The organism is Shewanella sp. 1311 (assembly GCF_059338235.1).
Window position 1 is genome coordinate 1,935,859 of sequence record NZ_CM181686.1, and the last position, 19,075, is coordinate 1,954,933.

A 19,075-nucleotide genomic window follows, 5' to 3' on the forward strand; every position below is an offset into this window, starting at 1 on the left:
TTTTTAATTTATATAAAATAAATCGATATCAGTGATAGTTTTTTGTTTAGTTTTAGTATTATACAGCAAGGGCTAATAAGCTAGCGGCATTGACGCATAAGTGTAACTAAATTCCCCTCAGCACCACTTTCGAGCCAATTCAACTCTGGCCAACTGCGCAACCATGTTAATTGACGCTTAGCCAATTGCCTAGTAGCAGCAACCGCTTTTTCGACCATAGTATCATAGTCAAACTCACCATCGAGATATTGCCAGCACTGTCGATAACCCACACAACGCATTGAAGGCAAGTCTAAATGCAGGTCTCCACGGGCTTTCAGCTCTGTGACTTCCTCAAGAAAGCCCTGCTTGAGCATAATCGCAAAACGTTGCGCAATTAAGTCATGTAACACTTTGCGCTCACGCGGTGCAATAGCAAACTGCACTACGTCATAGGGCAAGGGAGCAGACTTGGTCTGAGTCAGCTCAGTCATGCTCTTGCCGCTTATTCTATAGACTTCCAGCGCTCTTGAAAGTCTTTGTGGATCATTAGGATGAATTCTTTCTGCCGACACGGGATCTATCTCCCTTAATTGGTCATGCAGTGCTTCCCATCCCTTTTTATCCGCCTCAGCTTGGATCTCGGCTCTAATGGCCTCGTCCGCACTCGGCAAAGGTGACAAACCTTCGAGTAACGCTTTGAAATACATCATGGTTCCGCCAACTAATACTGGCGTTTTACCCATGCTGACAATCTGTTCTATCTCGGCTATCGCATCGGCTCTAAAGTCGGCTGCCGAATAACTTTCACTAGGATCGCGAATGTCGATCAATCTGTGTGGCCCACGGGCCAGTTCGTCGACGGAAGGCTTGGCGCTGCCAATGTCCATACCGCGATAAATTAATGCTGAATCGACCGAAATGATTTCACAGTTATGCTTTTCGGCCAATTCTAATGCTAAAGCGGTTTTGCCTGAGGCCGTTGGCCCCATCAAAAATATCACTTTAGGCTGTAATTCTTTATTCACTTGCTTGCTCTTCTAGCCACGATTGCCAAGGTAGTAATATTGCTTTGTTGGCAATAAGCTGTTTTTTCTCTTCAGCTAACTGCGAAAATGCTGCCCAGATTTCTGGTGCCGAAACGAATCCCGTTAAACTGTGTTTTGCCAACCAAAATGCCAATGCGCTTGGCGCAGGTGTTTCAAAACGCAGCGATTGTAACCACTCAGGGATCACTTTTGCTAACTGGCTCTCTCTGATATATGGGGGCACTTTTTTAATAATCAACTGCTGGTAACGAATTGTTAGTTCTAAACCTAACTGGCGGATCAGCGTGTCATGTTCATCGAGCACAGCCTGCCAATCTGCATCGGCCGCGACAGACACTGGCATCAATAAAGGCTGGCCAATTAATCCGGTCGCTAGCTTAGCCTCAATCTCTTGGCAGCGCGTCGCCAATGCTACTGATTTTATTGGCAATAGACTCAGTTTATCCGCCGTCGCCATTACCCAATATTGACTATCTAAAATCGCAGGCATAGGCAGAGATGGCTGATAATCTTGATCTTTTACACTGTAAGAAGGTGTTTGCAGTAAAGCACCATAACTTGCAATTGCCGCTTTTGACGGTAATTCAGTACGTTGCCGAGATTCACCAGCAGAATAATTACCACGACTATTGTCCCTTGGCGTGGCCATGCTGCCAAAGGTATTCGTTTGAGTGCCAAAACTGGTGCCTTCTCGTCCTGCGCCGGCAGATTTTACTTGAACGGCAGAGGCAACTAACGGTTGAGCAGACTCAAGTGTATCAGCTGGCACATTAACTTGAGCTGAATCAGCACCAAGTACAAAAGGGGCTGAGATTTCAGTGGCGCTTGTCGGGGCATTCACAAACACATCTTCAACTTCATCCAAAGAGCTTGAGTGAACGAAGTTGAGTTCTCCCGCTTCTTCCAGCGCCGATTGCAATGCTTGCAGAATATAATCATGCACATAGCGACTCTGATGGAATCGCACCTCATGCTTAGCAGGATGCACATTAACATCCACTTGATGGGGATCGATATCCAACATCAACACATAGCCGGGTTGCTCCAGTTCCGCTTTTTGGGCAAAAGCTTGGCGCACCGCGTGATTAACTAAGCGGTCACGGATAAGGCGTCCGTTGACATAAAAATAATGGGTATCACTGATAACGGGTGACCAAGGTGACTGCAAATAGCCACTAAGGCGCAAATCATCGTGCTGGCATTCAATCTTAAGCGCTTGCTCGGCAAATGGACGGCCACTTACTTGCGTCAAACGTTGTAAATACTGGGCCTCATTCATGGCGGGACGATAATTGCGTACCGTCTTGCCGTTATGAGTTAGCGTGAAATGGATATCGCCGCGCACTAATACAATGCGCTTTAACCATTCATCGATATGGGTAAATTCGGTTTTATCGCTCTTTAAAAAGCGTCTGCGAGCTGGCGTATTGAAAAATAAATCCACCACTTCAATCGTCGAACCAACGGGATGCGCGGCGGGCATGACTTTAACCGCCATGTCGGCACCTTCGGCATGGGCTTGCCATGCTTCGGTTTGATCAGTAGTGCGCGAGGTTAAGGTTAAGCGTGAGACAGAGCTGATACTGGCTAGCGCTTCACCGCGAAAACCAAAACTGAGGATCGCTTCAAGATCGTCTAAGGTGTGTAACTTTGAGGTCGCATGGCGCGATAAGGCCAGCGCGAGTTCATCTTTGGGTATGCCAGAGCCGTTATCGCGAATTTTAATCAGCTTACTACCGCCTTTGTCGATTTCAATATCGACTCGGCTCGCTCCTGCGTCGAGACTATTCTCGACCAATTCTTTGACTACGGAAGCGGGTCTCTCAACCACTTCCCCCGCCGCAATTTGGTTGGCTAATTGCGGTGGTAGGATCTGAATGCCCATCATGCTTTCCTATTTAACTCTGGGGTATGACTAATGTTTGCCCTAACTGCACTACATCGGACTTCATCCCATTCGCTTGTTTGATGCTAGACATAGGCACACGGTAACGCTGCGCGATGGCCGATAAAGACTCGCCACGACTGACTTTATGTTTGACGTTCGATGCCGTTGAACTTCCCACATAAGCGGTTGGCGTTCTCTCTTTAGTCGATTTAGCACTGCTAGAGCTAGCGCCGCCTCGCTGGGCAAGCAAGGTATCCGCTGGCGGATTATTGTGATAGTAACGACTCACACCCTTATAAATAGCATTGGCGATATTTTCTTGATGACGACTACTCGACAGCAAACGCTCTTCTTTCGGATTCGAAATAAAGCCCGTTTCCACCAAGATAGAAGGAATATCCGGTGATTTCAGCACAGCTAAACTCGCCGACTCGGGGCGACTCTTGTGTAAATCAGTCACGCCGCCTAAATCCTTAAGAATATCGCCAGCGACTGAATGACCAATGGCCATCGAACTGTTCATCGACATATCGAGCAGCGTCATGGCTAAATACTGTTCATTATCCGTGTTTTGGATAATCTCACCCGCGCCGCCAAGTAACTCAGAATGCTTTTCTTTTTGCTCTAACCAACGGCCAATTTCACTGTTAGCCCGACGCATGGATAATACCCACACAGAGGCGCCGCGAGGATTCGGGGAAGTAAAAGCATCGGCATGGATAGAAATCAGCAGATCGGCCTTACTGTTACGGGCCAACTCAGAGCGCTTATTCAAATTCACAAAATAATCGCCGGTGCGGATCATCACAGCGCGCATGCCAGGCGTGTCATTGATTTTACTCGAAACACGTCTGGCGATTTCTAGAGCAACCTTTTTTTCGTAAACGCCAGAAGGGCCAATGGAGCCGGGGTCGTCGCCGCCATGACCCGCATCGATAGCAATCACGATATCGCGGGATGATTGCGCCGCTTGGGTAACGGTTTTAACGGGTGTGGATGAGACAACTGCGGTTGCGGTTGTTAAGGTTTTATCTTCTAAATCAACCACCAGACGATTGCCATAGGGCGCAGTCACAGGTAACGAGAACAAGCTCGCATTCAGTGGCTTCACCAAATCGATTACTAAGCGTAAATCGCCCTTAGTCGGCGACTTACTGACTCGCACGCCCTTGACTAACTTACTATTGTTTTCAAGATTTTTAAGCGCAACTTTAGTGGCGGACTTTTTTAAATCCACCACTAAGCGATTAGGGCCATCTAAAGAGAAATAGGTGTAATCTGGCGCTTCACTTAAATCAAACACGATTCGAGTCGACTCAGGCGCAGCCCAAATACGTACGCTTTCTAACTGATTAGCCGCATGGGCCGCCACAGATAAAAAAGAACATAAAGAATAATAATTTGAAAATAAGGGTTATTTTTTATCATTTTAGTTTTTATTTTATCGCTTTTAATAACTTTTCACCTGGCTCTGACAAGGCCTCTATGCGTATTTCACGCCCACTATTTTGATAACTTAAATGCATATGGACATCGGCATCGGGCAATAAACCCTCTCCCTTATCTGGCCATTCAACAATGCACAGACTCTTATCCGTGAAGTAATCACGAATACCCATAAACTCGAGTTCTTCTGGATCGTTTAAACGATACAAATCAAAATGATAAACTTCGACACCCTCTAGCTCATATGGTTCAACTAAAGTGTAAGTCGGGCTTTTAACTGCCCCTTTATGGCCCAAACCTTGAATTAAGCCGCGACTCAGCGTCGTTTTACCGGCGCCTAAATCACCCGTAAGATACAGAGTCAAAGGCGCTTGGACATGGCGGGCTAATTTTTGCCCAACCGCAATAGTGTCGTCTTCGTTGTCTAAGAAAAAAGTTAACTCTGTCATATCCGCTTATATCACTGCTGTTATTAATGGAGAAGCGACTCAACCCTAAAAAGGCACAGGGCACAGAACAAAGTCCAGCCCCGCTTGAGTCTCACATACCGCCTAGAGTAAATCACTATTCACTAATTGGCGAATAAAAGGCATTAAATCGCTCGCTAACATGCCACGTTCTCCCTGTATTGCCGCAAGATCGGCAGCGCAACCATGTACAACAACACCCAGCACAGTCGCCTGCATGTTATCCATTCCTTGAGCCATGAGCGCGCCTATAATACCAGATAACACATCGCCACACCCACCACTGGCAAGCCCAGGATTACCGACAGGTGCAACAACCATTTGTTTGCCATCAAAAATGACCGTTCCCGCGCCTTTTAGCAGTACAACACCGCTGTACTTTTGCTGTATCGCCCTTACAGCCGCAAACCTATCCTGCTCAATTTCTGCCACAGAGCAGCCGAGTAAACGCGCAGCCTCACCCGGATGCGGTGTTAGCACCCAATTGGTTTGCTGGCGCGGTTCATTGCTCAATAGATTTAAGGCATCGGCATCCAAAACACAGGGTTTATCGCTTAAGCCCACGGCTTTAAACAAGTTATAGCCCCAGTCATGCTTACCTAAACCAGGACCAAGTACGATAACCTGCGCCCAACCAAGGCGCAGATACACTTCCATATCGACTAGATCACAACCCCAGAACATCAATTCAGGACGGGAAACGTTCACAGTCAATTGATGCTCAGGTCGACTGATCACTGTGACTAATCCTGCACCGGCACGCAAACATGCCTCACTGGCCAGTCGCACGGCGCCAGCCATGCCCATATCACCGCCGATAACAGTGACCTTACCCGACTGGCCTTTATGGCTATCGCGCGCTCTGGCGGCAAAGTAATCCTTAAGCGTCTCTTTTCCGACTCTTTGTGCACTCGCTTCAGCGAAGAAAGGTGTTAATCCTAAAGCGGCAAATTCAAGTTCGCCGCTGTAATGCCGCGCCTTACCCGTTAACAAACCTTGCTTCCAGCCACCAAAACACAAGGTGACATCCGCCATCACAGCAACACCCGCCACAGCGCCGGTATCGGCAATCACTCCAGACGGTAAATCAAGGCTCAATATCCAAGCTGCATTGTCATTGATGGCGCAAATATACTCAGCCATATCGTCGCGCACAGCATCTCGCACACCTGTGCCGAGTAAACCATCGACGATGATCTTGGCCGCAAGAATAGGCGCAACGGCTTTCGGCAGTAACTCTCCGCCGTCTTTAAGATAATGGGCCAATGCTTGCTGACACTCAGGCGTGCCTGCCACTGACGTCATCATCACTGAAACGGCCATACCACTGACACGGGCTAGACGGGCGCACACTAAGGCATCGGCACCATTGTTACCGCTACCAGCAAGGAAAAACACAGAAGAGGCGTTGGGGTTATGTTTCGTTAAACATTCAAAAGCCGCCGCGCCAGCACGCTCGACCAATTCATAGAGGCTAGAGGCTCCCTGCGACACAGCACTCAGTTCAGCTTGGCGAACTTGTGCTTGGGTAAATAAAGCCTTGGGGAATTGCGATAGATCTTGTGCCATGAAGGATCTCCTTAGACGCCAACGACTTCATTCCACAATGAGTTACCTCACCATAGGAGTCTTGGCAGCATTGAGCAAGGCCGATAAAAAAATCAGCCAATAGATCAAGAAAGTAGCAAGAATCGGATCGGGAAATTATGACGTAAATCAGTTCAGGCGCAGATACCCGCCCAAATGGAGCAAAGTAGTGCAAAAGTCGTCGATACACAGATGACACAAAGACAAAAGCCAGCACTAGGCTGGCTTTGGGAATTTAGAGGCGATGACGGTTTAGATATCGTCCATCCGAATCGTGCTGTGGACCAAACGTTGTTGCTGAGTTTTCTCTACTCGGATCAAGTTGGCTAACGCATTACGCGCATCTTCGGCAGTAGTTGAGTTAACCGTTTTTTCTAACAAACCAATCAGACGATTTTCTAAGTCTAAGTGCAAGTTGAGCACATCGTCTTCATTCATGTTCGCGGGCAACATAGTATCTTGGCAACGCTTGGTAAAGTCTTCAAAGGTGAAGTCTTTGTACCAAGTATCAAGAATACGATGTGGCGCTTCTTCTATATAATCGCGCAGTTTCTCCGCCATGGTTTTTTGATGTGACTCAAAATAATCCAGCATCATTTTCACACGGGCCGAGTCAGCTTGATTATTGAGTCGGCCATAGAGTTGCGCCATATCTAAGCGGCAATTTGCCACATACTCAAGTAGATCACGTAATTGTTGAATACGCATATAATGCACTCCACTGTCAGGCCAACTACTTGGCGCTATTAATTTTGTCTAGCTTCATTATGTGAGTAAAAGCGTTACGAATATTTGAACAAGGTCATAATTTAACTTTCGCGAAGCTATCTAATTTAGGAAAACTTGAAGAAACACGCTACAGATCACGCATCTAAATCCTATCACACTGTTTTGTATAAGAGAGAAAAGCCAAAAGAGATCTCAAAACACTTAGCCTAAAAGGTTGGAGTAAAGTCTTTGGTTGTGCATGATGAATCAAAGATAGAGGGTTTGCAGTGGATAGTAGTTAATCAAGAAAGGAATAGATGAGCTAATTGAGGGAATGACGTGAGAAGTACAGCGAAATGATTTTTAAGCGGAAGTGGTTCGAGCAATGACCTATACCTTGACTAATTTAACAATCACAAAGGTATCGCCATATCAAAATCACAACTGAGCTAATGTCAATTGAGTAATATGGTAGTGGAATATTTAGGAAATTGGAGCGACATATCGGGTTCGAACCGATGACCTATACCTTGGCAAGGTATCGCTCTACCAACTGAGCTAATGTCGCATAATCTGTATTAATGATTTGGTAAATCACTAAGTTTTAATTTGGAGCGACATATCGGGTTCGAACCGATGACCTATACCTTGAAAAAAAAAGGTATCGCCATATCAAAACCACAACTGAGCTAATGTCGCATTTCACATTTTAAGACTGTGACAGTCTAGAATTTGGAGCGACATATCGGGTTCGAACCGATGACCTATACCTTGGCAAGGTATCGCTCTACCAACTGAGCTAATGTCGCATAATCTGTATTAATGATTTGGTAAATCACTAAGTTTTAATTTGGAGCGACATATCGGGTTCGAACCGATGACCTATACCTTGGCAAGGTATCGCTCTACCAACTGAGCTAATGTCGCATAATCTGTATTAATGATTTGGCAAATCACTAAATTTTAATTTGGAGCGACATATCGGGTTCGAACCGATGACCTATACCTTGGCAAGGTATCGCTCTACCAACTGAGCTAATGTCGCCTTTTGTATCGCTGCTACATTTGCCTTCAACATTGACAAAGGTATCGTCTATGAACCTTTATCAACTGAGCTAATGTCGCCTTTTGCATCGCTGCTACTATTTGCCTTCAACATTAACAAAGGTATCGCCTATAAACCTTTATCAACTGAGCTAATCTCGCATTCAATCTAAATGACCGTACATCTCTGTTCGCATCAAAAAGTTGAGGCCGCATTATATGAAAAATTCATGCGGCTGCAACCCCTTCTTGCATATTTATCTACTGATCGGTCAAATTTTAAATACTTTGCTGCGATAATACTGCAATTCAGCGATCGACTCTTGGATATCCTGCAGTGCTTGGTGAGTGTTTTGCTTCTTAAAGCCCGCCATAGTTTCTGGGCTCCAACGCTTCACTAGCTCTTTAATCGTACTGACATCCACATTGCGATAGTGGAAATAATCTTCCAGCTCGCGCATATAACGATTTAAGAAGCGTCTATCTTGGCCAATACTGTTACCACACATTGGAGAAGCGCCCTTAGGAACATACTGTTCTAAGAAGGCAATCGTCTTAGCCACGGCTTGCGCTTCGGTTTCTTGGCTAGCACGAACGCGGTCAATCAACCCTGACTCACCATGGTGCTTTTGATTCCAATCATCCATAGCGGCCAGCACGTCATCAGATTGATGAATCGCGATAACCGGACCTTGACCGATAATATTGAGTTCTTGATCTGTCACTAAAGTGGCAATTTCAATGATCCTGTCGACGTCGGGCTCTAACCCTGTCATTTCCAAATCGATCCAAATGAGATTATTTACATCTGCCGTCATAAATCAGCCTTATCATGTCAGTTAGCCTAAATTCAGGCTTTTTTATTCAAGAGCGTGTATCATACTGCTTTTTTCCGACACAAAAAATCACCTAATTGACGAAGACGAATCAGTGAGTAAAAAGAAACCCCTAAGCCAAGGTCAATTACGCCGTATGCGTGCTAATCACGAGAAGCGACTCAATCGTGACAGTGGCGAAAAAAATACGCCAGAGTTACAGGATAGTTCACTGGGGCAAGAACAGCCCGGTACTGTGATTTCTCGTTTTGGCCAACATGCCGACATAGAAACCGAAAGCGGCCAAGTTGTGCGCTGTAATATTCGCCGTGCCGTCACCAGTTTAGTCACTGGCGATAAAGTGATCGTACGCTTAGCCATTGAGAGCCAAGCCAATAGCGGCATCGCAGGTATTGTTGAAGCCGTTCATCCACGTCGCTCATCACTCACACGCCCAGATTTATACGATGGCGTGAAAATTATCGCCTCGAATATCGACCAAATTTTAATTGTGTCCTCGGTATTACCCAGCTTTACCACCCAAATCATCGACCGTTATTTAGTGGCCGCTGAAGATACCGATATTCCGCCTATCATCATTTTGAATAAAATTGACCTGCTCAACCCCGATGAAGCGCAGGCAATCGATGAAGCGCTGCAGCGCTATAAAGATATTGGCTATCCGGTTTATAAGGTCAGCAGTAAGTTAGGTGATGGTATCGATACCATCAAAGACATACTCAAAGATAAAGTCAGCGTATTTGCCGGCCAATCTGGTGTGGGTAAGTCATCGATCATCAATGCCCTATTACCCGATGCCGAACTGGTGATTGGTGATGTTTCCGATAACTCAGGTTTAGGTCAACACACCACCACCACAGCCAAACTGTTGCACTTGCCTAGTGGCGGCGATTTAATCGACTCCCCAGGCGTGCGCGAATTCGCCCTCTGGCATCTTCCTGCGCAACGTGTAGGCTGGTGTTTTATCGAGTTTCGCGAGTATCTTGGCGCGTGTAAGTTCCGTGATTGTAAACACGGTGACGATCCCGGCTGTGCACTGCAAGAAGCCCTGAGCCAAGGTAAGATCAGCGCAGATCGCTTTCATAATTACCATAAAATTATCGCCAGCTTAGATGAACAACGTCATGCCCGCCATTTCCGCGCGGCCACTGACGAATAGCGACTTATTGATAAATAACAACAGTCTCAGCAAAGATTGAGCAGTAAGAAAAGGAATTAAAATTGGATAAAGTCAAAATTGCGCTGCAGTACATGCTGCCGAAACACTTATTATCTCGTTTAGTGGGTAAACTCGCCGCCGCCGAAGCGGGCGCGTTAACCACGGCCGCTATCAAGTGGTTTATCAAGCAATATAAAATTGATATGAGCGAAGCGGCGCAGAGTGAGCCTGAAGCCTATAAAAGCTTTAATGCCTTTTTTACCCGCGCCCTTAAACCCGGTATTCGCCCGTTAGATATGGACGCCGATATCATGGTGCATCCAGTCGATGGTGCCGTAAGCCAATTAGGCCCGATTAAAAACGGCCGCATCTTCCAAGCTAAGGGTCACCACTATTCATCGTTAACCCTGCTTGGCGATCAAGCTGAAGATGCTAAACGCTTCGAAGGCGGTGATTTTGCGACTATTTATCTGGCGCCTAAAGACTATCACCGTATCCACATGCCGATTAAAGGCACGTTATCAAAAATGACTTACGTACCTGGCGAACTGTTTTCGGTTAATCCGTTAACGGCCAAAAACGTACCCGGTCTCTTTGCCCGCAACGAACGTGTGGTGGCGATTTTCGAAACCGAATTAGGTCCATTGGCCATGGTATTGGTTGGCGCAACGATTGTTGCCAGTATCGAAACCGTCTGGGCAGGCACAGTCACGCCGCCGACAGGTAAGCAAGTCTTCACTTGGGAATATCCAACCCAAGGCCCCGATGCCATCACCTTAGACAAAGGTGAGGAAATGGGTCGCTTCAAGTTAGGCAGTACTGTGGTGATGTTGTTTGCTAAAGATGCTATCGCGACCTTTGCTGAAGGTGTCGAAGCCGAAGCTGTAACGCGCATGGGACAAGCCTTCGCTAACCTGAAAGACGTTAAGCACGCGGATTAAGCTTTCTTGAGTTCTGCTAAACCTTCGGGATTAATTGAATTACATTTAGCTGTGCTGCTATTTGGCGGCACGGCTTTGTTTTCTAAATTAATCCCACTCAGTGCCCTCGACATCACCTTCCTACGCTGTATCGTCGCCGCCACTGTGTTAGGTTTGCTGGTCAAACTCAGCCGTAGACGGCTAACGCTGGCCAGCAAACAAGATTATCTGGTCGCCATCGGGCTTGGGGTTATCGTAAGCCTGCATTGGGTCACGTATTTTGCCGCCATGCAGCTCTCGTCGGTCGCTATTGGCATGATTGCGTTTTTCACCTATCCGGTGATGACCGTGATTGCCGAGCCATTACTGACCGGCAGTAGAATAAAATTACTCGATATGATCAGCGGCGTGTTAGTGCTGATTGGGGTGATATTACTGATCCCAGAGGCCAATTTAGGTAACGACACTACGCTGGGCATTGCCATCGGCATAGTGTCCGCCATCTTGTTCACCGCCCGTAACTTATTGCACAAACGCTACTTTTCCCAGTACAGCGGCCCACATGCCATGTTCTACCAAACCTTGGTCGCCGTCGTGTTCCTAATGCCGTGGCACCAAACGGAACTGAACAGCATCTCACTCGAAGTGTGGGGGTTAATTATTTTACTCGGCGTCGTCTTTACCGCCGCGCCCCACGCACTATTTACTTCCGCACTGAGGCAACTCAGCGCCAAAACGGTTGGGCTAGTCTCTTGCTTACAGCCCTTCTATGGCGCCATGTTAGCGCTGATTATTTTGGGTGAAGAGCTCAATCTTAATACCGTAATCGGCGGCACTATCATAGTCGCGACCGCCATCTTCGAAACCCATCAATCGCACCAGTCGCAGCGGCGAAAAAAGAACGCCTGAAACATACCAATCTCAACGCAATTTGGCTAATATGGAGCGTCTTTCGCCCCTAAATGTCTTTAGCCCATATGCCACGTATTTTATTGTTCGTTATTGCTTTTTTCTCATTTTCCGTCCTAGCCAATTCGCCTTTGCAGTTGGACAAACGTCTTGGCATAAACAAGCAAGATCAGCAACAAAATCTCAGCATTGATGAACAAATTAACGACCTAAAAATTAACATAGAGAAGCTCGCCGCCAGTGCGACCAGTTTCCAACAGGCGCAAATCGATTTTGAACAACACAAGAAGCGCACCAACCAAGCACTGAAAGAAGCCTATAAACCTCTCTCACTGGAAAAAGGCACAGATCTCAGCCAGCAAGCTTCGATGGCCTATATTCGTTTGTCTGAGCTTAAAGAAAGCGAATCGCCCCTTGGCCGACAAGTAAACGATTTATTACAGCGTCACAACGACTTACCCACAGTGATCGCCAGCGCGAGGCAGAGTGTCGCCCAAAACAAAAAGGCTGAACTCGCCCCACTTGATACCCCAACGGGTGAGTTACAACAAACTCAACGACTCTTCTTTGAACAAAGCCTTGCGACCAATGAGGCTGAACTCGCCAGCAGCCAAAAACGCATTGAACTGACGCAATTACAATTACAGCTAGTACGCCAACAACTGGTGCAGCAAGAAGCCTTGATTGAAACCATCAACAAGGCGATCAATAAACAACGTCAGCAACAAACCGATGCCACTTTAGCCAAAAACTTAGTCAACACGGGTAAAGTCGTCGATCCTATTACCCGCAACATTGCCGACACTAACCAGATTTATGGCCAAAAACTGCAAACCTTAACCTTGCAGATCAACAATGTGGTCGAGCAACAAGAGCAGTCGGAAACCCAATATCAATCCCAAGCCAAACAGTTGGCGAACATCCAAGAACAGATCACTTGGGTCAAAATGAACTCCGCCTTTGGTGAGCGCTTTTTGCAGATGTTGCAATCGCTGCCTAAGCCGCCAAACCACGAAAAACTGCAAACCCTGATCGCCGATGCGCGCTTAGACAGATACCATTTAGAGCAGCAACAAGCCCTTAATGATCAAGAGTTAGAACAGCCCGGCTTATATAATGAGCAGCAGATTAAGCTACTGCACTCCCAGCAAAGTTTGATCTCGCAGCTGATGCAAAGCTATGACCAATACTTGAGTGAATTAGGCAAGTTGAAGGTCAACTATCAACAACTGAGCCAGCAACATCTCACCCTTAAAAATACCCTAAACGAGCATTTATTCTGGGTGCCTAATGCTGCCAGTATCAGTAAATTATGGCTGACCGACCTTGAGCGCAGCGCGGTTTGGTTAGTACAGCAAGCGCAGTGGGATGAACTGGGTAAAGCGTGGGAAGAGCAAAACGATTATTGGTCTTGGTGGATCATATTGCTGGTACTGTGTTTAGTCGTACAGGACTTAATCACGCCTAAATTCAATCGCTTGCTAAATCATTACACCACTTATGTGGGCAATGTGACCCAAGATAAATTCATTTATACCCTCAAGGCGCTCGCCTGCAGTGTCAGCTATGCCTTGATAAAACCTTTCCCGGTGATCATGGCGGGATTGATTTTTTATCAATCCGATCGCAATTTTGTGCAAGCAGTGGGCATGGGCATACTGGCAATCGGTTTAGTTTACCTCTTATATCGCTTCATTTTTATTCTGACGCTCGACAAAGGCGTACTCGTGGGCCATTTCAAACGTCCCTCGAAACTCATCCAAGCGGGACAATCAAGGCTCAGACACTTTGTGCTGGTCGCCAGTCCATTATTGGGCTTGATGGGCTTTACCGAAGTGCTCGACACCTCACTGGTGCGCAACAGCATAGGCCGCGGTGCCTTTATTGTTTTCTGTATCGTTTTATTCTTGCTATACAAAGATATCTTAATTCTTAGCCGTAAAAACTCGGATGCTAAGAAAGACGGTAAAAACAAAAAACTCATTCAGAAAATTCTCTGGACCTTGCTGATTTCTGTACCTTTGTTGAGTGCCGGATTAGCCTTTAGGGGTTACTACTTCACCGCTTTCCAAATGCTGTTACAACTGCAATTGTCGATCGTACTTGGTCTCGGTTTCTTGCTGTTATACCAACTGATCAAACGCTGGATGTTGATTGAACGTCGTCGTATCGCCTTCGATCGCGCTAAGGCAAAACGTGCCGAACGCTTAGCACAAAGGGAAAAAGGTGAAACCCATCATCTCTCCGCCGATGGACTCGATACCTACGAAGAACCCGTGGTCGATCTGGAAACCATTTCGAGCCAATCCCTCGGCCTAGTACGTTCGCTGTTGTTATTGGCCTTTTTAGCCAGCTTGATTGGTCTGTGGACTCAAACCCATACGGCGCTGTTTTCTTTCCTCGACGGCATTACGCTGTGGACGACCAATACCAGCATTAATGGCCTAGAACAACAACTGCCCATTACCATGAAGTCCTTGATGTTTGGGCTGATAGTGGTCGGTTTCTCGCTGATGATTGCTACTAATCTCCCCGGCTTACTTGAGTTGATGATCCTACAAAGACTCGATCTCTCCCCCGGCACAGGGTTTGCGATCACAACAGTCAGTCGTTATCTGGTGGTTTTCCTCGGACTATTAATCGGCTTCTCTAATCTCGGGATGGAATGGTCTAAGTTGCAATGGCTGATTGCCGCACTGTCGCTCGGTTTAGGTTTTGGTTTACAAGAGATTTTTGCCAACTTTATTTCGGGTCTGATCATTTTATTTGAAAAGCCTGTGCGGATTGGCGACACAGTGACGATTCGCGATTTAACGGGAACCGTGAGTAAAATTCAAATTCGGGCGACAACGATTATCGATTGGGATAGAAAGGAAATTATCATCCCAAACAAGGCCTTTATCACAGAGCAGTTGATCAACTGGTCTTTGTCAGATCCTATTACGCGGGTCATTGTTTATGTGTCGGTGGCGCGGGATTCAGACCCTGCCAAAGTCGAAGCGACCCTGTACCAAGCGGTGCAAGAGTGTGAAGATGCACTTGCCAGCCCAGAACCTGAAGTCTGGTTTGCCGGCTTTGGTAAACACACCCAAGATTATGAAGTGCGCGCCTATGCGAAAGATATGTCGGCACGTTGGCCACTGCGCCATGATTTACATAAACGAGTGACTAAAAAACTCAAAGAAAACAATCTCGAACTCGCCTATCCGCAGATGGAAATCCATATTAAGAATGGTCAAAGTCGAGAGCAACAAGGCATTATTAGAAGCTAATAGGATCGCAGAACATGCTTATTTTTGCTCACCGCGGCGCCAGCGGTTATCAGGCCGAAAATACCTTAGCCGCCATGGCTAAGGCGTTAGAATTAGGGGCTCAGGCCGTCGAGCTCGATGTGCATAATGTCGAAGGTGAGTTAGTCGTGTTCCACGACCGAAGGCTTGATAATAAAAGCTCGGGCTCTGGCGTGATCCATTTAGTGAGTAAGGATTATCTGGCGAGCGTCAATGTGAAAGGCGAACCCATACCAACCTTATGGCAAGTACTTGAGCTGATTGCGGGGCGCTGCATAGTCAATATTGAATTAAAAGGCATTAATACCGTCACGCCGTTAATCGATTTATATCCAAAGGCCTTAAGTCAGCTTGGGTTTACCCAGGAGCAGTTACTGATATCTTCTTTTAATCACCCCTATCTGCGCGAACTTAAACAAGCTTTGCCCGAGGCTTTAGTCGCGCCGCTTCTGGCCAGTATTCCGCTTGATAATGCCGCGGTTGTCAGTGAGTTAAATGCTTACTCGCTTCACTTAGATCTCAGCTTTATCAGCCAAGACTTAGTGGATGACGCCCACAACAGAGGCGCTAAGGTTTATGTTTATACGGTCGATCATAGCGACGATATTCATGCACTTAAGCAGATGGGCGTCGATGGTGTGTTCAGCAATTATCCCGACCGTGCCATGCAAGCCTTAGCTCAAGTGGCCACGGCCGATTACTCTGGTTACTTTGAATAACGACAACCTTGATATCGATATTAAGCTTGGCTATTTCGCTGAGCCCAATAACCGATAAAAATAAACATGGCCACAATTAACAGAAACATCCAATGGGATGGCATAGCCACTATGTGTCTTGCCACCCAAGGCGTGGCTTTCACGATCAATAAGCCATAGCCAAAGGCATTCACAATAATAAAAACAAATGTTCGCAGCACAAAAGAATGCCCCAACAAATGACGCCTTAGGATACGATTGACATCCGCTGAAAAAACCAAAATAAGACACACCACCATAGCGGTAGCAATATCAAAAGCCCAAGGGCGAAGCATGTTACCCAACTGGGCAATAAGGGCGACTAACTGATCCATAATGACTCAACCTAAAAAGATGCTGCACAATCCCTCGACGTGGCCGCGACAGCACATTGAAAAATAACAATAACCAAGCATAAAGGGAGACGCCATGGGGCACAAGTTACTCTTGCTAACGAAGGCAAATCAACAGTACCGCGATTTGATTGAGGCGCAGAAACTCCCTGATTTAGAGATACTCGATGATAATCCAGCGGGCATAATTGAAGCGGATATTTGGTTAGCCGAACCTAAACTCGCCGCGCCCCTATTACCCCATGCTAAAAATCTGCAATGGTTACAATCAAGCTTTGCAGGCATAGATGCTCTGATGAGCTTAAGGGGCAGAAAAGACTATCAACTTACCAATATTAAAGGCATTTTCGGCCCGCTGATGAGTGAGTTTGTGTTCAGTTACTTACTCGCGCATATCCGTGGTCATGGTTTTTATCGCCAGCAGCAACAGCAAAAACAGTGGCAAGTTCACCCCCCCATACGTCACACAAGTTTACAGGGAATGCGATTACTCTTACTCGGTACTGGCTCAATTGCCCAGCATCTAGCGCAAACCGCAAAACACTTTGGCATGCATGTCACAGGGATCAATCGTAGTGGTAATACAGTTGAAGGTTTTGATGCCATCGAAGCGATGGCCAATTTAGCCCAGACGTTGATGCAAGCCGATGTGGTGGTCAATTTACTGCCCAGCACTCCGGCAACCCAGAACCTGCTTAACGCTGAAACCTTAGGCAAGCTAAAAGATGATGCAGTGCTGTTTAACGTCGGCCGCGGTGATGCACTCGATCTCGATGCGCTTAATGTCCAGCTTATCACTAAACCTACTCAACAAGCGATTCTCGATGTTTTTGCTCAAGAACCTTTGCCCAATAGCCATCCCATTTGGGAGCGGGAAAATGCCATCATCACGCCGCATATTTCTGCGCCAAGCCATCCCGCACAAATCGTCGAGATTTTTAGCCAAAACTATCGCCGCTACATTAGCGGTGAGCCACTGCAGAATCGAATCGACTTTAGTAAGGGCTATTGAGTTAGCGCTCAGGAATTGATGCAGAGAGCAGAAAAAGCAAAGGCAATAGTCAGACTATTGCCTTTTTATCTTAAGTTTTAGGTGATTACATCCTAAAGCTGCGCTTTAAGAATTGATCAACCAAGACTGAGTGAGAATCCATCTCGCGAGTCACTTCGTCGTTCAAGCCGACCATTTCACTGCCAAGTTGATGGCTAGAATGGGTAAATTGCGACACATTCACCACGCTGCGATTCATCTCATTTGCCACACTCGATTGCTCTTCAACCGCGCTGGCAATATGGTGCGTCATATCGGTAATGGTCGAAATGGCCTCACGAATCGTACGTAATGCCGTACCCGCTAAATCCGCCGTTGAAATACATTCGGAAGCGGCAACCACGCCTTGCTGCATACTGATAACAGCTTTATTCGTCCCCTGCTGCAACAGATTAATCATACTGTGGATTTCTTTTGTGGCATCGTGAGTACGTTGTGCCAGCGCCCGTACTTCGTCAGCAACAACAGCGAAGCCACGACCTTGCTCACCCGCACGCGCCGCTTCAATCGCGGCATTTAATGCCAATAAATTCGTCTGACCCGCAATACTCTGAATCACATCTAGCACAGTGCCGATATCTTTACTGTGGGCTTCTAACTCAGTAATAACCTTCGACGTTTGTTGCAGTTGCTCCGCCATAGCTTGAATCGAGCTAATGGTGCTCGACACCGTTTTATCGCCATTGATGGTTTCAGCGGATGCCATTTGCGTGGCACTGGCGGCATCGGCACAATTGGAAGACATATCACCTAATGTGGCGGTCATCTCCTGCATCGCCGTAGCAACTTGTTCTATTTCAGACAGTTGAGCCTGACTGGTACTCTGGATTTGTTTGCCCTTGGCGGCAGAAATTTTGGCCTGTTCTGACACGTTATAACAGGAATCCGATGCACGCCCCAGAATCGACTTAAGCTCAGAATTCTGCATTTGCAGCGCTAAATCAATCGCGCCAAGATCATCAGAGTTTCCACTGTAAATATGTGCCATCAAAGGGTTATCGTAGATATGCTTTGCCTTAGCCACGATAGCATAATAACGACTCAGCACCAGATTACCGCCCACCAGCAATACCAGAATGCTAATCGCTAGAGCAATAAAGCCCATTAAGCCAATTTGCAAAGCAAGGTAAAGCATCGGCAGCATGGCAAGTAATGCTAATAACAGCAATTTGGTGGGCATGCTCACTGTACGTTTTAACGCGCTGACGCTGCCATTTTTGTTCAATTCTGCATAAGCCGTTTCTGCACGCTTAACCTGCTCGCGGGTGGGTTTAGTGCGTACAGATTGAAACTCGACGACTTTGCCATTAACTGAAATGGGTGAGACATAGGCATCAACCCAATAGTGATCGCCATTGGCGCAGCGATTTTTCACTATTCCTTTCCAAGGCTCGCCTTTTTTGATGCAGCGCCACATATCTTCAAACGCATGGGGAGGCATATCTGGATGACGCACCATGTTGTGGGGCTTACCTAACATGGCATCGAGTTCAAAACCGGCAACGGTACAAAAAGATTGGTTGGCGTAGGTAATATGACTTTGAGTGTCCGTGGTCGACAATAAAATCCAATCCGCTGGATAATCATATTCTCGCTGTGTAACTGGTAGATTAGTTCTCATGAAACCTTATGGATCTTTGATTAATTCTTCG

The 19,075-nt window shown here is 46.7% G+C and carries 15 protein-coding genes and 5 tRNA genes; 6 read left to right on the forward strand and 14 right to left on the reverse strand.

The annotated features are described in order from the left end of the window. Positions 1 to 80: 80 nt before the first annotated feature. The 12 genes from miaA to orn form a co-directional block, all read right to left on the reverse strand. A complete protein-coding gene (miaA, locus tag AC5YB3_RS08750) occupies positions 81 to 1,007 on the reverse strand; it encodes a tRNA (adenosine(37)-N6)-dimethylallyltransferase MiaA (protein ID WP_494526958.1) in 927 nt (308 codons plus the stop codon). Beyond that, on the reverse strand, positions 1,000 to 2,913 hold the full coding sequence (mutL, locus tag AC5YB3_RS08755) for a DNA mismatch repair endonuclease MutL (RefSeq protein ID WP_494526959.1): 1,914 nt from the start codon (positions 2,911 to 2,913) through the stop codon (positions 1,000 to 1,002). Before mutL ends, miaA begins: the two co-directional genes overlap by 8 nt. Before the next feature lie 13 nt (positions 2,914 to 2,926). Then, on the reverse strand, positions 2,927 to 4,288 hold the full coding sequence (locus tag AC5YB3_RS08760; RefSeq protein ID WP_494526960.1) for an N-acetylmuramoyl-L-alanine amidase: 1,362 nt from the start codon (positions 4,286 to 4,288) through the stop codon (positions 2,927 to 2,929). Positions 4,289 to 4,352: 64 nt separating this feature from the next. Continuing rightward, on the reverse strand, positions 4,353 to 4,811 hold the full coding sequence (gene tsaE / locus AC5YB3_RS08765; protein WP_006084210.1) for a tRNA (adenosine(37)-N6)-threonylcarbamoyltransferase complex ATPase subunit type 1 TsaE: 459 nt from the start codon (positions 4,809 to 4,811) through the stop codon (positions 4,353 to 4,355). 102 nt (positions 4,812 to 4,913) lie between these two features. Further along, positions 4,914 to 6,398 carry an NAD(P)H-hydrate dehydratase gene (locus tag AC5YB3_RS08770; RefSeq protein ID WP_494526961.1) on the reverse strand — a complete coding sequence of 495 codons (1,485 nt, stop codon included), beginning with the start codon at positions 6,396 to 6,398 and terminating at the stop codon, positions 4,914 to 4,916. 270 nt (positions 6,399 to 6,668) lie between these two features. Further along, on the reverse strand, positions 6,669 to 7,124 hold the full coding sequence (locus tag AC5YB3_RS08775; protein ID WP_006080046.1) for a hypothetical protein: 456 nt from the start codon (positions 7,122 to 7,124) through the stop codon (positions 6,669 to 6,671). 492 nt (positions 7,125 to 7,616) lie between these two features. Further along, positions 7,617 to 7,692: transfer RNA gene (locus AC5YB3_RS08780), tRNA-Gly, on the reverse strand. Positions 7,693 to 7,734: 42 nt separating this feature from the next. Next, positions 7,735 to 7,823: transfer RNA gene (locus tag AC5YB3_RS08785), tRNA-OTHER, on the reverse strand. A 34-nt stretch (positions 7,824 to 7,857) separates the two neighbouring features. Further along, positions 7,858 to 7,933: transfer RNA gene (locus tag AC5YB3_RS08790), tRNA-Gly, on the reverse strand. 42 nt (positions 7,934 to 7,975) lie between these two features. Then, a tRNA-Gly gene (locus AC5YB3_RS08795) sits at positions 7,976 to 8,051 on the reverse strand. Positions 8,052 to 8,093: 42 nt separating this feature from the next. Continuing rightward, positions 8,094 to 8,169: transfer RNA gene (locus AC5YB3_RS08800), tRNA-Gly, on the reverse strand. A gap of 271 nt (positions 8,170 to 8,440) precedes the next feature. After that, a complete protein-coding gene (orn, locus tag AC5YB3_RS08805) occupies positions 8,441 to 8,986 on the reverse strand; it encodes an oligoribonuclease (protein WP_006080044.1) in 546 nt (181 codons plus the stop codon). Between the two features lie 112 nt (positions 8,987 to 9,098). On the opposite strand from orn, the gene rsgA reads away from it, so the two are divergent. The 5 genes from rsgA (at position 9,099) to AC5YB3_RS08830 (ending at position 16,001) form a co-directional block, all read left to right on the forward strand. Then, on the forward strand, positions 9,099 to 10,163 hold the full coding sequence (rsgA, locus tag AC5YB3_RS08810; protein WP_006080042.1) for a small ribosomal subunit biogenesis GTPase RsgA: 1,065 nt from the start codon (positions 9,099 to 9,101) through the stop codon (positions 10,161 to 10,163). Positions 10,164 to 10,225: 62 nt separating this feature from the next. Next, on the forward strand, positions 10,226 to 11,104 hold the full coding sequence (asd, locus tag AC5YB3_RS08815) for an archaetidylserine decarboxylase (protein ID WP_259561607.1): 879 nt from the start codon (positions 10,226 to 10,228) through the stop codon (positions 11,102 to 11,104). Between the two features lie 6 nt (positions 11,105 to 11,110). Next, on the forward strand, positions 11,111 to 11,992 hold the full coding sequence (locus AC5YB3_RS08820; protein ID WP_432310795.1) for a DMT family transporter: 882 nt from the start codon (positions 11,111 to 11,113) through the stop codon (positions 11,990 to 11,992). Positions 11,993 to 12,060: 68 nt separating this feature from the next. Next, the gene (locus AC5YB3_RS08825; protein ID WP_494527175.1) at positions 12,061 to 15,264 is read left to right on the forward strand and encodes a mechanosensitive ion channel domain-containing protein; all 3,204 of its coding nucleotides are present in this window, start codon (positions 12,061 to 12,063) and stop codon (positions 15,262 to 15,264) included. Positions 15,265 to 15,278: 14 nt separating this feature from the next. Next, on the forward strand, positions 15,279 to 16,001 hold the full coding sequence (locus AC5YB3_RS08830; protein ID WP_494526962.1) for a glycerophosphodiester phosphodiesterase: 723 nt from the start codon (positions 15,279 to 15,281) through the stop codon (positions 15,999 to 16,001). Between the two features lie 20 nt (positions 16,002 to 16,021). Here the strand turns inward: AC5YB3_RS08830 and AC5YB3_RS08835 are convergent, their stop codons facing one another. Further along, positions 16,022 to 16,354 (reverse strand): DUF3392 domain-containing protein, encoded by a 333-nt coding sequence (locus AC5YB3_RS08835; protein ID WP_006080036.1) that lies wholly within the window; start codon positions 16,352 to 16,354, stop codon positions 16,022 to 16,024. Positions 16,355 to 16,448: 94 nt separating this feature from the next. On the opposite strand from AC5YB3_RS08835, the gene AC5YB3_RS08840 reads away from it, so the two are divergent. Beyond that, complete coding sequence (locus AC5YB3_RS08840) at positions 16,449 to 17,384, forward strand: D-2-hydroxyacid dehydrogenase (protein WP_494526963.1); 936 nt, start codon at positions 16,449 to 16,451, stop codon at positions 17,382 to 17,384. Between the two features lie 85 nt (positions 17,385 to 17,469). Here AC5YB3_RS08840 and AC5YB3_RS08845 read toward each other — a convergent pair whose 3' ends face one another. Then, positions 17,470 to 19,044 (reverse strand): methyl-accepting chemotaxis protein, encoded by a 1,575-nt coding sequence (locus AC5YB3_RS08845; RefSeq protein ID WP_494526964.1) that lies wholly within the window; start codon positions 19,042 to 19,044, stop codon positions 17,470 to 17,472. Positions 19,045 to 19,075: the final 31 nt, after the last annotated feature.